The sequence below is a fragment of the Actinoplanes sp. NBRC 103695 genome, assembly GCF_030269485.1.
Taxonomy (GTDB): Bacteria; Actinomycetota; Actinomycetes; order Mycobacteriales; family Micromonosporaceae; genus Actinoplanes.
Map to the genome: position 1 here is coordinate 33,103 of NZ_BSTL01000014.1, position 14,430 is coordinate 47,532.

Consider the following 14,430-nt stretch of genomic DNA (forward strand, 5'->3'; position numbering starts at 1 on the left):
AACAGTGTCAGAGTGGTGGCCATGTGGACGCTGGATGAGCTGGTGGATCGGGTCGGCCGGGCGTTGGCCGCCGAGTACTCCGGCGCGCCCAACGGCCGGGTCCGGGACGTTCCGGATCGGCGGGCCATCCGGTGGTACAGGACGATCGGGCTGATCGACCGGCCCCTCGGCATGAGCGGGCGGACCGCGCTCTACGGGCCGCGGCATCTGCTGCAGCTGGTGGCGATCAAGCGGCGGCAGGCTGCGGGATTGTCGATCGCCCAGATCCAGGCCGAGCTCACCGGCGCCGATGACGAGATGCTCGCCGAGGTGGCCCGGGTGCCGGCGGATCTGCTGGTGGCGGGCGGTCCGCGGCCCGACGTGGCGAGCATCGACCGGTCCCGCTTCTGGACGACGCCGGCCCACGCCGTGGGGCTGGAGATCGCCGTCGATGACCTGCGGGTCGGCTCGCCGGCCGCTGAGGCGCCGCCCGGTCCCAGTGCCGGTGTCCTGGGTGGGGTGCGACTGGGAGGCGGGGCCATTCTGGTGCTTCCGGGCGTACCCGACTCCGCGGATCTGGCCGCGATCAGCGCGGCCGCCGCACCTCTGCTCGATGTGCTGGCCGGTCGCGGCCTTTTGGAGATCACCGACAATGGGAGGCCGTCATGACCTTGTCCGTCACGCCGCTGGAGCCAGGCGAGCTGAGCCGCGTCAAGATCCTGCCGGAGGCGGGTTTCGGTGCGCTGGAGACGGGGCGTGGCAATCTGCCACTCGACCGGCTCGCGGTGCGGGCCAGCATCTCGGGGCTGACCGCCCGGACCGTGGTGTCCGCCGAGTTCGTCAACGTGCACGACGTCTCGCTGGAGGCGACCTACATCTTCCCGCTGCCTGATCGGGCCGCGGTGACCGGCATGACGATGACGGCGGACGGGCACACGGTCGAGGCCGAGCTGCAGGAACGCGGCGCGGCGCGGGAGACGTACGACCGGGCGATCGCCGAGGGCAAGCGGGCCTCGATCGCCGAGGAGGAACGGCCCGACGTGTTCACCATGCGGGTGGGCAATCTGGTGCCGGGCGAGCGGGTGACCGTGGAGCTGCGGCTGGTGGGGCCGTTGCCGTACGAGGACGGGGCGGCGACGTTCCGGTTCCCGCTGGTGGTGGCGCCACGCTACGTGCCGGGGATCCCGCTGCCGGGCACGCCGGTGGGTGCGGGGCACGAGGCGGACACCGACGCTGCGCCGGACGCGTCGCGGATCTCCCCGCCCGTGCTGCTGCCCGGTTTTCCGAATCCGCTGCGGCTCTCGATCGACGTCGAGGTGGACCCGGCGGGCCTCGAGCTCGGTGACATCAAGTCGAGCCTGCACGCGGTCGTGGAGGACGAGCGGCGGATCAGCATCCGGCCCGGCGAGCGTGCGGACCGCGATTTCATTCTGCGACTCGCGTACGCTCCGGGCGGCCGGACCGCGGTCGTCGTGCCCGATCCGGACGCCGACGCGGACGACGCGGAACAGGGCGCGGACGCGGAACAGGGCACGTACGCGGTGACCGTGATGCCCCCGGAGGCGGCCCAGGCGGCGCGACCCAAGGACGTGGTGCTGCTGCTGGACCGGTCGGGCAGCATGGGCGGCTGGAAGATGGTGGCCGCCCGCCGGGCCGCGGCACGCGTGGTGGACACGCTGACGGCGGCCGACCGGTTCGCGGTGCTGACCTTCGACCACGCCGTGGAGCATCCGGCCGGGCTGGAGGCGGGGCTGTCGGAGGCGACGGACAGGCATCGGTTCCGGGCGGTCGAGCACCTGTCCCGTGCGGACGCCCGGGGCGGCACCGAGATGCTGGCGCCGCTTCGTGAGGGCCTCCAGGCACTCGCCGACAAGGAGCGTGACCGTGTCCTGGTGCTGGTCACCGACGGGCAGGTGGGCAACGAGGACCAGATCCTGGAGCAGATCACGCCGCTGATCGGGGACATCCGGGTGCACACGATCGGGATCGACCGGGCGGTGAACGCGGGCTTCCTGGGGCGGCTGGCGTCGATCGGCGGTGGGCGTGCCGAGCTGGTCGAGAGCGAGGACCGGCTGGACGAGGCGATGGAGCACATCCACCGCCGGATCGGCGCCCCGCTGGTCACCGACCTGACGCTGCGCTCGGAGGGGCTGACGCTGGTGGAGGGCACGCGCAGCCCGCATCGGCTCCCGGCGCTCTACCCGGGTGTGCCGCTGGTCGTCGCGGGGCGCTACAGCGGCGCCGCCGAGGGCAGTATCACGGTCACCGGGCGGCGGCGGGACGGTGGCGAGTTCGAGGTCACGGTGCCGGTGACGCGCCGGGAGGAGCCGGCGGTCGCGGCGCAGTGGGCGCGGGCCCGGCTGCGGGACCTGGAGGACCGGTACGCGGCCGGCGACCGCTCGCTGGAGAACACGATCACGGCCACGTCGCTGCGGTTCGGGGTGCTGTGCCGGTTCACCGCGTTCGTGGCGGTGGACAGCCGCGTGGTGAACGAGAACGGCGTGAACCGCCGGGTGGTCCAGCCGGTGGAGACGCCGTCGGGCTGGGAGTCCGCGGCCGGGGTGGTGGGGGATGTCGCGGCGCCCGTGCCGTTCATCGCCATGGCGTCGGCCTCGATGCCGATGGCTCCTCCCCCGTCCTCGGCTCCGGGCGCGCCGCCGCGGTTCGCGCCGATGATGGCCCGGCGGAGCGCGGGCGACGGCGGCTTCCGCACGGGTTCGCCGGCGTTTGCGAAGGCTGTGGCTGGAGGCCGGGCGAGGGCATCAGTGGATCTGGGCGCGATTGCGAAGGTCGAACTGGAGCGGCTGCACGCCGCCGAGGGGCGGCCGGAGCACGAGCGCGCCGAGCTGCTGGACGATCTGGCCAGCAGACTCGACGTGCTCGCGCCGGACGACTCCCGGCTGAGTGAGCTGGTCGCCTTCCTGCGCCGCGACGACTCGAGCCTGCCCGAGCGGTGGGCCGAGGCGGTACGGGTGCTCACCGGGCTCGTCGCCACTCCCGAGCCCGGTCAGCGTCCCGATGAGCTTCCCGGCGGGCTTCCTGGTGAGCGCCCCAGCGAGCGCCCTGGTGAGCGCCCCAGCGAGCGGAAAGCGTTCTGGAAGCGCTAGCGGCGACCGGCGATCGGCGGCAGTTGCTTGGGGGTTCCCGGCGCCGGGAACCCCTTGGCGACGGTCGCGCTGACCGAGGCGGCGCTCAGCTCCAGGTCGTCCGGCGGCAGCATGAGCGCCGTGGTGAACGGTTGCGGCGCCCGGCAGAGCGTGCCCTTCGCCGGCAGGCGCTTGGTCAGCAGGTAACGGTCGATGGCGCCGGTCGCGCAGGTCGACGTGCCGTACGCGGTGTGGCCCCAGTTGTTGCTCGACAGCAGCCGGCTGTTCGGCAGCCGCTTGGCGGTCCGCACCGCGTCCCGGTAGTTGGTGGCCGGATCCCAGTAGCTGCCGACCACCAGCACCGTGTTCTTCGTCTTCGTGGTGAACGGCCCGGTGTGGGCATCCTCGTCACGCACGGTCCACGTCTTCCGCGCGCACTGCACGCTGGCCCAGGTCCAGGCCCGCCCGAAGTACGGCGCCTTGCGGTCGGCCTTCGCCGCCATCGCCGGCCACTTCTTCGCATCGGCCGGGTGCAGGGCGTCGGTGCACATGATCGAGGCGTACGCGTCGAGGCTGTTGTCGTACGGGAACGAGCGGGCGAGCCGCCGCTGGATCCGGGTGGCGTACCGGGTCTGGGCCGCCTTGATGCCGGTCCCACCGGCGACCATCAGCCTCATGTCGGCGGCCAGCATCGTGACCTCCTCCCCCGCGCCGGGCGAGTAGAGGGCACTGAGCACATCGCCGATGAAGTCCGCGTAGGTGACCTTCAGCGTGACGCCCAGCACCGGCACCGGCACGGTGATCGGCTTGCGCTTCAGGTGCTCGCTGATGTTGTGGAACTTGACGAGCGTGTTGCCCCCGGCGAACGCGCACTTCTTGGTGCCGGCCTTCGAGCAGCGGTTCATGATCTCGGCGAACGCGCGGTAGGCGCCGCCGGCCGAGTCGAGCCGGACGTCCTGCACGGTGTTCTGCGTCTTCTTGGTGCCCACCCACGACTTCGGGTCGATCACGCCGTCCACGGCGATGGTGCGGAACCGGTCCGGGAACATGTCGGCGTAGTACGACCCGAGCGCCGAGCCGTAGCTGAAGCCCAGGTAGTTGAGCTTGCTGTCGCCCACCGCACGGCGCATGAGGTCCATGTCGCGGGCGACCTCCGCCGTGGACATCGCGCCGGTCAGCGGCCGGCCCGTCGTGGAGCACGCCTTGCCCAGCTTCTCGGCCGACTTGATGTAGGCCTTTTCTTCCTTGCTTCCGTACGGGAAGAGCGGCGTCATGCCCACCAGCGCCTTCGTCTGCGCCCCGGTCGAGGTGAAGCACTCGGCGGTGTCGCTGAATCCGACGCCGCGGGGGTCCATCCCGACGATGTCGAACCGGTCGAGCACCGGCTCGCTGAGGAACAGCGGCGACAGCAGCGCGAACTGGGTGGCCGACCCCCCGGGCCCGCCGGGGTTGACGAACAGGCTGCCGATCTTGTGCTTGCGGTCCTTGGCGCGTACCCGCAGCAGCGCGACCTCGGTCGTCTGGCCGTGCGACCGGTCGTAGTCGAGGGGTACCCGCGCGGTGGCGCACTCGGCCCAGACGTAGCACTTGTACCACTGCAGCTTGGGGGTCCGGACGGCGTCGACGCGGTGCCGTTCGCGGGCGCTGGTGTGCGCGCCGGCGGCGGCCGCGGGGGCGGCCAGGGGGCCGGCCAGCAGCAGGGCGGTCAGCCCGGCGGTGGCCAGGCGGCGGAGGAGGGGCATGTCGGGGGTGACCTCTCGCGATCCGGAGCGCGGATTTGCCCGGGATGCACAGAAAGATAGTTACTCAGCGTATCTATGCATATTGTCCAATAGGCCACCTCACCTGGCCAAACAGGTGATGGCATCATCTCGGCTTGCATATGGCACCACTGTGATGCCATAGTGGTGCCATGGACATCACGCCGTACGTCGAGCAGCTTCGCGCCGAGCTCGCCAACGCCGCCGAACTGGGTGGTCCCGAGGCCCGCGCGCTCGCCGAGCGGCTCACCGCACCGATGGAGTCGGCCTTCCGCCTGGCCTTGCTGGACGCGCTGGGCAGCGCCGCCGACGAGATCACCACCGAGATGGCACCGGGTTCCGTGCAGGTGCGCCTCCGGGACCGCGCGCCGGTCTTCGTCGTCACCCTGCCGCCGACCGACGAGGTCGCGCCGGAAGCGCCCGCCCCACCACCTCCGGTCACCGACAGTGATGACGCAGTCTCGCGCATCAACCTGCGGCTGCCCGACCAGCTCAAGACTCGCATCGAGGAGGCGGCCGGCCGCGACGGCCTCTCGGTGAACGCCTGGCTGGTCCGGGCCGCCTCGGCCGCCGTGCACCAGCCGACCGCCGCTTCCCCGCAGGGCCGCCGGATCACTCTCGGGTCCGACCGGTTCACCGGCTGGGCCCGTTAAGACTTCCCGTTCCGACCAGCCACCTTGAAGGGGGCTCGCGCAGCCATGCCCGAATTCGACACCACCGGCCCGATCGACGTCACCATCGACCTTCCCGTCGGCGATGTCCGCATCACCGCCGGCGACACCCCCGGAACCACCGTCCACGTCCGCCCGGCCAACCCGAAGCGCGAGGCGGACAAGCGGGTCGCCGAGCAGACCATCGTCGAGTACGCGGACGGCCGCCTGCTCGTCAAGGGCCCGCAGAATCCCGTCCTCGGGCTGCTGCGGCCGGTGATCGGACCCTTCAACGGCAAGAACTCCGGCATCGTCACCGTGGAAGTCACCGTGGCGACCGGGTCCAGCCTCAACGCCGAGGGCGGGGTCATCAACCTGACCAGCACCGGCACGTTCGGCGACTGCCGGGTCAAGTCCGGCTGCGGCGACATCCGGCTGGACCGGGCCGGGTCGGTCACCGCCCACACCGGCGCCGGCACCGTGGTCGTTCGGGCCGCCGACGGCGACGCGGAGGTGACCACCGGCTCCGGCGAGGTACGCGTCGGCACGGTGGGCCACGGCGCCCGGGTCAAGAACGCGAACGGCCAGACCCACATCGAGAGCGTCGGCGGCGCGTTGCGGGCCCGCGCGTCGAACGGCGGCATCCTGGTCGGCCGGACCGGCGGCGCCGTGGACGCGGCCACCGCACACGGCGACATCCGGATCGGCGAGGTCGGGCCGGGCGAGGTGGGGCTCAAAACCGCGATGGGCGAGCTCGAGGTCGGCGTCCCGGACGGCATGCCCGCCTACCTGGACGTGCAGACGTCCTTCGGCAGCGTGCAGAACCGGCTCTCCCAGTCCGGCGCTCCCCGCGACGGCGAGCAGCACGTCGAGGTCCACGCCCGCACCGCGTACGGCGACATCATCATCCGCCGCCCCTGATCGCCGGAGCTGGTTGCCAAGGACCGGTGATTTCGCCGATGTCGAGATAGACCCTCCCGACAAAGACTGACTGCCGTCGATCCGTCCCCTTTCGAAGGAGAGAACGGCGTGCAGTCCTCCACCCCATTCCGTCGCTGGACAGCGACCGTGGCGACCGCCCTGGCCCTGGTGGCCGGCACGGCGGTCGCCGCGTCACCCGCCCGAGCGGACAGCCCGTACGAGCGCGGCCCCGACCCGACCAACTCGATCCTGGAAGCGTCCCGCGGCCCCTTCGCCACCGGATCGCAGGACGTCTCCAGCCTCTCCGTCTCCGGCTTCGGTGGCGGCACGATCTACTACCCCACCGACACCAGCCAGGGCACCTTCGGCGCGGTGGCCATCTCCCCCGGCTTCACCGCCCGGTGGTCCAGCATCTCCTGGCTCGGGCCGCGGATCGCCTCGCACGGCTTCGTGGTGATCGGCATCGAGACGCTCACCCTGTACGACCAGCCGGACTCCCGCGGGCGGCAGCTGCTCGCCGCGCTCGACTACCTGACGTCGCGCAGCTCCGTGCGTACCCGGATCGACCCGAACCGGCTCGCCGTGGCCGGCCACTCGATGGGTGGCGGCGGCAGCCTGGAGGCCGCGCGCAGCCGGCCGGCCCTGCAGGCCGCGGTGCCGCTGGCGCCGTGGAACGGGACCAAGAACTGGAGCACGCTGCGGGTGCCGACGACGATCATCGGCGGCGAGTCGGACACGATCGCGCCGGTGGCCAGCCACTCGATCCCGTTCTACAACTCGATCCCGGCGTCGGCGGAGAAGTCCTACGTCGAGCTGAACAACGCCAGCCACTTCTTCCCGCAGACGACCAACACGCCGACGGGCAAGCACGCGGTGGCCTGGCTCAAGCGGTTCGTCGACGACGACACCCGGTACGACCAGTTCATCTGCCCGGGCCCGTCCGGCTCGGCGATCTCCGACTACCGCAACACCTGCCCGCTGGGCTGACCACCCGGGGCCTGCCGTGCCGGGCGACCGGCACGGCAGGCCCCGACCAGCTAGGGACGCTCGCCGGTGATGTAGCCGGCGAGCTCGCTGCGTTCGCTCTCCAGCTCGTCCATCCGGTTCTTCACCACGTCGCCGATGCTCACCACGCCGCCCAGCGCGCCGTTCACCAGCACCGGCACGTGCCGGAAGCGGCCGTCCGTCATGAGCCGCTCGACGTCCTCGAGAGAGGCCTCCGGGCTCACCGTACGCACGCTCGACGTGGCGATCCGGGTGACCGGCTCGGTCAGCACGTCGGCGCCGCGCGCGGCGATCGCCCGCACCACGTCGCGCTCGCTGACGATCCCGGCGATCTCGGCGCCGTCGGCCGACACCACCACGGCGCCGATCCTGTGCTCGGCCAGCACTCGCAGAAGACCGGCCACATCGGTGTCCGGTGTGACCGTGACGACCTGATCGCCCTTCACCCGTAGAACGTCGGAGATGCGCATGATTCCTCCAGGACCCAGACGGCGTTGTCGTGGTGCGTAAACCTTCAGCATCGTCAATGCGTGACCACTTCGCCACTAAAGGATCATCCGAATGGCGAGGTAACACACCCCTGCGGCCCTTGATCGGACGGTCCGCGCCGTGATGTCTGGAAGCTGCCTCACACAGGCAGTTTGTCCAAGATCATGGCGAGGCTTCCCAAGGGAGTGAGCGTGCGCAGAATTTTCATCACCGTCCTCATCGCTGCGGGCCTGATATCCGGCGGCACACCGGCCGCCGTCGCGGCGGCGCCGGCGCCCGGCACGATCGTCAGCGCGACTGTCATCACTCTCCCGGCGGATCTCGCCGCCAAGGGCACCGCGGTCCGCATCGAGTACCGGACCACCGACATCCGTGGCGCCGCGATCACCGCGACCGGCCTGATCCTGACGCCGAAGACGACCCTGAAGCGGAACCGGGTCGTGGTGTGGGCGCACGGGACCACCGGGATCACCGACGCCTGCGTCCCGTCGACCAACTACCAGGTGTTCTGGCCCGAGGCCCGCAAGGCGGTCCTCGAGTTGCTGCGCCGCGGCTACACGGTGGCCGCGCCGGACTACCCCGGGCTGGGCACCCCGCAGGCGCACCCGTACCTGGTCGGCGAGAGCGAGGCGCGGTCGATCATCGACATCGCCAAGTCCAGCCGCATCCTGTACCCCGGCCTGGGCAAGGAGTACGCGCTCGACGGCCACTCGCAGGGCGGCCAGGGCGTGCTCTTCGCCGGCGAGATCGCGCCGAGCTACGACGGCGACCTCGTACTCAAGGGCCTCGCGGCGATCGCGCCCGCCTCCAATCTCGACGTCATCGCGCCGGACATCCCCGGCACCGAGGGCCAGGGCTACCTGGTGATGGCCGTGGCCGGCCTGTCCGCCGTCGACAGCAGTGTCAAACCCGAGCAGGTCTTCACGTCGTACGCCAAGTCGAAGGCCGCCGAGCTGCCGGCCAACGCCTGTCTGAACGAGATCCTGGCGAAGTTCCGCCCTCTCACCGCCGAGCAGCTGGTGCCGAACGGCCAGGTGCCGCCCACGATCGTGAGCAAGCTCGGCCAGTACGGCAACCCCGCACAGCGGCCGCCGACCTCGCCGATCCTGGTCGTGCACGGCACGGCGGACGTGGCGGTGCCCTACGTCATCACCGAACAGTTCCTGATCCCCCAGCTCCAGGCCTGGAACAAGCCGTACCCGATCACCCTGGTGACCCTGGAGGGCCGCGACCACGAGGGCGCGGTCTACGACTCGACCGTGACCGTTGCTGATCAGATCGACCGCTGGCTCGGGTTCCCCGTACCCCAGCACTGACGACGAGGTTGTCGAGGGGCGCGAACCCGAGCCGCGCCCCTCGACCCGCCCCTCGACCCCGCCCATTCCGGGTGGTCATCTCGGCCGAACGGACGGTTGATCACCAGTGGTACCCGATGGGTAGGTTGATCGACGGCATGAGTGACCGCGATGACTGACCTCGAGCAGGGCGACGGCAGCGAACCGCTGCTGGTGCGCCGCTATCTGCATTCCCCCGTACGCGCGGCGGCGACCACCCACGCCGACGTCCGGTGGCCGGCCGCCGCCTACTCCGCGGCCACGACGTCCACCGTCGCGCCTCCACAGGAGCCCGTCCACTTCGTCGCCGCACCCGCGATCTACGGCTCGCCCCCGCCCAAGCGCCGCCGCGGCGTCGTGCTCGCTGCGGCCGGCGCGGTCGCCGCCGCCGGGCTGGCCACCGCGGGATACGTGGTGTTCGCCCCGTCCGAGCCGGGCGACCGGATCGTCGGAGCCCTCCCGCAGGCGGCGCCGTCCACGTCCCCGCCCGCGGGCGCCCTGGCCGAGCCGGACGCCTCGGGCGACGACGCGCCCACCGGCGAGACGACGCAGCCGGCCGCACCGGACGACGCCGCGCCCGGCGACTCCGCGGAGCAGGGTGACGACACCGGGCCCGCCTCGCCGCGGCAGGGCACATCGACGACCACGCCGGCCACCCCAGGATCACCGGCCGGCGCAGCGCCGGGAAGGCCGACCAGCGCTACGCCGACACAGCAGACCAAGGCGCCGCTGCTGCTGGCCCCGCCGCCCGCGGCCGCCGCGCCCGTCGCCCGGACCGGCCGGATCGTCGCCGACGACGGCCGCTGCCTGGACCTCTTCGCCAACAACCCGGCCGACGGCAACCGCGTCCAGGTGTTCACGTGCAACGGGACGCCCGCACAGAACTTCACGCTCGCCACGGACGGAACGCTGCGGGTCCGCGACAAGTGCGCCGACGTCACCCGGCGGGCCGCCGTCCGCATCACCGGCTGCGGCGACCGCGACGTCACACACTGGCGGATCGGCAGCAACGGGACGCTGACCAGCGCGTCCTCCGGGCGCTGCCTGACCCGCCCGCCGGCCGGCCGCGAGTCGGTCCAGACCTCTCAGTGCTCCGGCAGCGCCACCCAGAGGTGGACGCTCCCGGGCTAGGTCTTGGGAACGTCCGAACCGGCGCCGATCAGGAACCCGGAGCCGGCCAGGGTGATCAGGAAACTCGCACCGTCGGAGGCCAGCGGCAGCGTCCAGAGGCTCGCCGGCATCGGCACCCCGCAACCGGCGGCGACCGGCCCGGCGAGCTGGACGACGAGCAGGACCGTGACCGCCGCGGCGAGCGGAACCGCCTCGGCGCGGGGATCGTGCCGCACCACCCCGGCGAGCAGCGCCACGACCTGCAGCATCAGCACCGCCGAGATCACCAGGAGGGTCGAGCGACTCAGCCAACCGGCGGTCTGTTCCGTGCCGCCGACCGGCAGTCCCAGCAGATCGCGGTGCCGGGTCGCCCGGACGAACGGGCCACCCACGGTGGTCAGCAGGGCGGCCCCGGCGGCGACGCTCGCCACGGCCGCGCCGGCCACCGGGAGCAGCGTCCGGAGCGGCCGGCGCCATGCGGCCAGGTGCAGGGTCACGAGTACGGCCAGAAGTGGCAGCCCGATCAGCGCGAGCGCTCCCTGATCGCGGGTGAACGCGAACACCGCCAGCGGCGGCATCGCCACGCCCCAGCCCTGGTAGACGCGGTGCCGCCGGATGACCTCCGGCCACCGCGCGGCGGCGGCCGTGGCCAGCCCGGCCAGGCCGAGGGCGAGGACGGGCACCGGGGCGGCGCCCGCGAGCTGTGCCGCCGAACGGAACCCGCCGGGCCCCTCGGCGGCCACCAGCGCCACCGCCGCGAGCGCGGTCACCCCGCACGCCGCCCACCACACCCGCGCTGTTTGCGGGAACCGTTCGCCCAGCTGGGCGGCGAGGAGGAACGCCGCGGTGGCCACGGTGAACAGGGTCCACTCGCGCCACGCGAGCCCGAGGCCGGCGTTGATCCGGACGACGAAGCCCACCGCCGCGAGCGTCCCGGCCGTCAGCAGCACCCCCCGCAGCTCACCCGCACGACGCGGGAATCGGAGGGTGGCCGCGAAGAGCAGCAGATACCCACACGCGAAGATGCCGACGAAGGCGATGGCCGCCGGTTTGGTCGCTTCCCCGAACGGCACCACCAGCGTCAGCGCGGCGACAGCCGGCAGGGCGGCGGGAACGAGGTTCAGACCGACCCGGGACTGTCCGTTCATCAGCGACCCGCAAGGGCGAGCAGCACGATGAAGAGCACCGAGGAGGCCATCAGCATCGTCACCCGCATCTCGTACGAAAGGTGCCCTTGACGGGAGGCCGGCGGAGGCTCGGCCGGCCGTGCAGTGGCGCGCGCGGTGGCCTGGACCCGGTGCCTGCGCCTCGGTCGCCCGGCCAGCGCCCCGTCCACCAGGTGCGTCGCCTGCGGCACGGCCCGGCGGGCGGCCGTCGACGGCTCCCTCAGATCCAGTGAGCACCGCCGGGCGACGTAGCTGGACCGCGACGCCGGCGCATCGGTGAAGACGAGGAACGGCAGTCCGCTCGCGGTGATCGCGCTCTCGCGGGTGGAGAACGTCCACGGCTCACGGCCCAGGCACTGGATGGCGGCCCAGAGCAGCGCCCGCGGATCGGCGCCGTGCGGCCGGATCAGGTACCCGTCCGCGCCGGCCCGCTCCTCCATCAGCCCGGCGACCAGCGCGATCGCGTGGCTCCGGCAGCGCCGTGCGGCGGCGGCGAGCGCGCGGTCGTCGTCGCTCGCGGCGATCCAGCTCTCCGGGTACGACCCGTACGGCCCGGCGTGGTCCTCGGCCGGGACACGCCACGGCCGCAGCGCGATCGCCCGCTGCACGGTGACCACGTTCCGGGGGCCGATCAGCGCGCGGGTGCGGGTGGACTCCCGGTTGAGCTGGTCGCGGACCGGCATGCGCTGCAGCAGCACGGCCCGGTCGTGCATCTCCAGGTAGCAGGTGCTGGGCTCGGTGTCCCCGGACGGCACCGACACCCGGCCGACCAGCTCCGCGCTCCAGCGGGCCCGATCGTCCTCCGGCAGCGAGCTGCGGACCAGGCCGAGCCCGCTGCCGCCGGTGTCCAGTTCCCGCGCCCACTCGAAGGTGAGCACGTCGACGCGGTGGCCGGTACGCACGGTCACGCCGCACCACCTTCGTCCGGGGCGGGCAGGGCGCCCAGCATGTCCAGCAGCGACACCAGCGGCTGCGCGCATCGCTGTGGGCGGGCGCCGTGCGGGAAGCGGCCGTCGGTGTCGCGGGCGCCGGTCGCCGACGCGAAGTGCAGCGTGGTCCGCCGGCAGCGTTGCAGCGGCGCCAGCTGGGCGTGCCGGTCCCGGCTGTGCAGGAAGGCGTACGCGTCGCGGCTCTCGGTGGCGACCAGCCGCGGCTCCCGCCAGCGCTGCTCGAGGTCGTCGCGGCCGATCCAGCGGTCCACCGGCTCGGCGAAGCGGAACAGGTCGGACTTGGACACCACGACGGCGGACGGCACGTCGAGCAGCCCGTCCGGTCCGCGGCGGTGGGTCAGCCGGTCCAGCACCGCCTCGAAGGTGACATCCGGCTCGGCCCGGGCCGGATCGGCGACGAAGATCAGCGCGTCCATCACGGCCAGGAACCGCATCGCCCGGCTCCGCTGCTGCTCCGGCGCGAGCATCTCCCCGGCCACGTCGAAGAACATCAGCGGCCGCTGACGCGTCCCGTTGGAGAGCACCAGGCCGTCGGCGAAGTCGACCTCGTCGGTGCGCCGGGTGTACTCCAGGGTCTGGCCGTGGTGGTAGAGCGGATGGACCCGGGTACGCCGGAACTCGTCGTGCCAGGCGATGTCGATGGCGCTCGTCATGATGCCGAACTGGCCCAGCGCGTCGGCCTCGACCTCGCGCATGATGCCGGCCAGCAGATGGGTCTTGCCGGCGCCGCTGCCGCCGATCAGGCCGATGTTGATCGGCGGGCCACCGAGCAGGTACGCGGCCGGCAGATAGTGGGTCGGCGAGCCGCCGCTCGGGTTGGGGCAGCGCCGGAACGCCTGCCGGAGCAGGTCCTCGCGGCGCCGTCCACTGCCGAGGGTGCGCGCGTCGAGCGGCCGGTACGCGCCCTCGGCCCAGGCGTACAGGTCCCGTTCGGCCCACTCCACCGGATCCAGGCAGAGATAGCAGTCCCGGCGGCGGTTCGGCGCCGGCCGGTTCGCGGAGCGGCCGCGCCACCAGCGGCGGCGGCGTTCCTGCCGCACGGGAGCAGCCTCCCGGACCGGCACCGGGGAGGTACCGCGGCGCTTGTACACCTCGTCGAAGCGGCGCTTGCCGGCCGACAGGCTCTCGTCGGCGGCGGTCGGCGACGGCATCGGCGGCGGGCTCCCGTGCACCGCCTCGAGCAGCGTCGCCGCGTCGGGGCGTTGCGCGGCCCGGGGTTTGAGCGCGTCGCCGAGCAGGGCGGCGTAGCGGGCGCCCAACCGCTCGGTCAGCGACTTGTTGTCATGGTCGAGAACGTCGCCGAGCAGGACCACCACGCTCCACAGATCGTCCCGGCTGTCGGCGACTCCGACGCCGTTGACCTGCTCGGGCGGGGCCGACGGCGCGGTGCCGAGCCGGGTGCGCGGCGTGCCGCTGAGCACGGCGCCGGCCAGGGTTCCGATCGCCACCCGGCCGTCGCGCCACAGCACCGTCCGCGGGCCGATGCTCCGCAGGACCACACCGGCGGCGCGCAGCTGGACCAGCGCGCGGAGCAGGTCGCGGAGCATCCGGTCGATGTCGTCGTTGTCGAGGCTGTTGGCCACCGTCCGGACGCTGTGGCCGGTGACCGCCTGCCAGAGCACGTACGGCTCCTCGGTGTCGACCCGGTAGCCGATCAACCGGGGCAGGATCGCCGGGTAGTCGTCCCCCGGGTACCTGCGGGCCAGTCGCAGCCCGGCGGCGATCTCCGCGTCCAACCGGCGTTCGCCCTGCTCGGGGCGGCGCGGGTCACGGACCAGCCGGCGCTGCACGACATCACGTTCGCCGGAGTCCAGGCCGAGCAGCCGCGACCGCAGTCCGGGGGCGGGCGGCTCGGGCGGGTCGTCGACCAGCACGCTCCAGGTGATCTCCTGCCCGTCCGGGGTGATGAAGTCGAGGATCACCTTGACGTCAGCCACGCCGCCTCCTCCCCCGGTCGCGGAACGGCCGTCCGTACAGCCC

At 72.6% G+C, this 14,430-nt stretch carries 12 protein-coding genes; 7 read left to right on the plus strand and 5 right to left on the minus strand.

Features of this window, described 5'->3' with window-relative positions:
* The first annotated feature begins 21 nt into the window (after positions 1-21).
* Both QSK31_RS25150 and QSK31_RS25155 read left to right on the plus strand, forming a co-directional pair.
* Entirely contained in the window at positions 22-648 is a 627-nt protein-coding gene (locus tag QSK31_RS25150) for a helix-turn-helix domain-containing protein (RefSeq protein ID WP_285686771.1), read from the plus strand.
* A complete protein-coding gene (locus tag QSK31_RS25155) occupies positions 645-3,086 on the plus strand; it encodes a VIT domain-containing protein (RefSeq protein WP_285686772.1) in 2,442 nt (813 codons plus the stop codon). The genes QSK31_RS25150 and QSK31_RS25155 overlap by 4 nt, the downstream gene beginning before the upstream one ends.
* Here the strand turns inward: QSK31_RS25155 and QSK31_RS25160 are convergent.
* Complete coding sequence (locus QSK31_RS25160; RefSeq protein ID WP_285686773.1) at positions 3,083-4,807, minus strand: alpha/beta hydrolase; 1,725 nt, start codon at positions 4,805-4,807, stop codon at positions 3,083-3,085. The two genes, QSK31_RS25155 and QSK31_RS25160, sit on opposite strands and share 4 nt — an antisense overlap.
* Positions 4,808-4,977: 170 nt before the next feature.
* Here QSK31_RS25160 and QSK31_RS25165 point away from each other — a divergent pair, with 170 nt between their 5' ends.
* The 3 genes from QSK31_RS25165 (at position 4,978) to QSK31_RS25175 (ending at position 7,383) form a co-directional block, all read left to right on the plus strand.
* Entirely contained in the window at positions 4,978-5,478 is a 501-nt protein-coding gene (locus tag QSK31_RS25165) for a hypothetical protein (RefSeq protein ID WP_285686774.1), read from the plus strand.
* 45 nt (positions 5,479-5,523) lie between these two features.
* Positions 5,524-6,396, plus strand: a complete 873-nt coding sequence (locus tag QSK31_RS25170) for a DUF4097 family beta strand repeat-containing protein (RefSeq protein ID WP_285686775.1) — start codon at positions 5,524-5,526, stop codon at positions 6,394-6,396.
* 147 nt (positions 6,397-6,543) lie between these two features.
* The gene (locus tag QSK31_RS25175) at positions 6,544-7,383 is read left to right on the plus strand and encodes an alpha/beta hydrolase family protein (RefSeq protein WP_502873006.1); all 840 of its coding nucleotides are present in this window, start codon (positions 6,544-6,546) and stop codon (positions 7,381-7,383) included.
* 50 nt (positions 7,384-7,433) lie between these two features.
* Here QSK31_RS25175 and QSK31_RS25180 read toward each other — a convergent pair whose 3' ends face one another.
* Positions 7,434-7,871 (minus strand): CBS domain-containing protein, encoded by a 438-nt coding sequence (locus QSK31_RS25180; RefSeq protein WP_285686776.1) that lies wholly within the window; start codon positions 7,869-7,871, stop codon positions 7,434-7,436.
* Positions 7,872-8,081: 210 nt separating this feature from the next.
* Here QSK31_RS25180 and QSK31_RS25185 point away from each other — a divergent pair, with 210 nt between their 5' ends.
* Both QSK31_RS25185 and QSK31_RS25190 read left to right on the plus strand, forming a co-directional pair.
* Positions 8,082-9,206 (plus strand): alpha/beta fold hydrolase, encoded by a 1,125-nt coding sequence (locus QSK31_RS25185; protein ID WP_285686777.1) that lies wholly within the window; start codon positions 8,082-8,084, stop codon positions 9,204-9,206.
* A gap of 150 nt (positions 9,207-9,356) precedes the next feature.
* Entirely contained in the window at positions 9,357-10,355 is a 999-nt protein-coding gene (locus tag QSK31_RS25190) for a ricin-type beta-trefoil lectin domain protein (protein ID WP_285686778.1), read from the plus strand.
* On the opposite strand, the gene QSK31_RS25195 is transcribed toward QSK31_RS25190, so the two are convergent.
* From QSK31_RS25195 to QSK31_RS25205, 3 genes are read right to left on the minus strand one after another with little or no spacing between them, the layout of a single operon-like run.
* Complete coding sequence (locus QSK31_RS25195; protein WP_285686779.1) at positions 10,352-11,482, minus strand: hypothetical protein; 1,131 nt, start codon at positions 11,480-11,482, stop codon at positions 10,352-10,354. The genes QSK31_RS25190 and QSK31_RS25195 overlap by 4 nt on opposite strands.
* Positions 11,482-12,408, minus strand: a complete 927-nt coding sequence (locus QSK31_RS25200; protein ID WP_285686780.1) for a hypothetical protein — start codon at positions 12,406-12,408, stop codon at positions 11,482-11,484. The genes QSK31_RS25195 and QSK31_RS25200 overlap by 1 nt, the downstream gene beginning before the upstream one ends.
* Positions 12,405-14,387, minus strand: a complete 1,983-nt coding sequence (locus tag QSK31_RS25205; RefSeq protein ID WP_285686781.1) for a TRAFAC clade GTPase domain-containing protein — start codon at positions 14,385-14,387, stop codon at positions 12,405-12,407. The genes QSK31_RS25200 and QSK31_RS25205 overlap by 4 nt, the downstream gene beginning before the upstream one ends.
* Between the last annotated feature and the right edge of the window lie 43 nt (positions 14,388-14,430).

Excerpts from the sequence above, each read along its gene's own strand:
- QSK31_RS25150 (WP_285686771.1), top strand. The coding sequence starts at position 22 with ATGTGGACGCTGGATGAGCTGGTGGATCGGGTCGGCCGGGCGTTGGCC.
- QSK31_RS25155 (WP_285686772.1), top strand. The coding sequence starts at position 645 with ATGACCTTGTCCGTCACGCCGCTGGAGCCAGGCGAGCTGAGCCGCGTC.
- QSK31_RS25160 (WP_285686773.1), bottom strand. The coding sequence starts at position 4,807 with ATGCCCCTCCTCCGCCGCCTGGCCACCGCCGGGCTGACCGCCCTGCTG.
- QSK31_RS25165 (WP_285686774.1), top strand. The coding sequence starts at position 4,978 with ATGGACATCACGCCGTACGTCGAGCAGCTTCGCGCCGAGCTCGCCAAC.
- QSK31_RS25170 (WP_285686775.1), top strand. The coding sequence starts at position 5,524 with ATGCCCGAATTCGACACCACCGGCCCGATCGACGTCACCATCGACCTT.
- QSK31_RS25180 (WP_285686776.1), bottom strand. The coding sequence starts at position 7,871 with ATGCGCATCTCCGACGTTCTACGGGTGAAGGGCGATCAGGTCGTCACG.
- QSK31_RS25190 (WP_285686778.1), top strand. The coding sequence starts at position 9,357 with ATGACTGACCTCGAGCAGGGCGACGGCAGCGAACCGCTGCTGGTGCGC.
- QSK31_RS25195 (WP_285686779.1), bottom strand. The coding sequence starts at position 11,482 with ATGAACGGACAGTCCCGGGTCGGTCTGAACCTCGTTCCCGCCGCCCTG.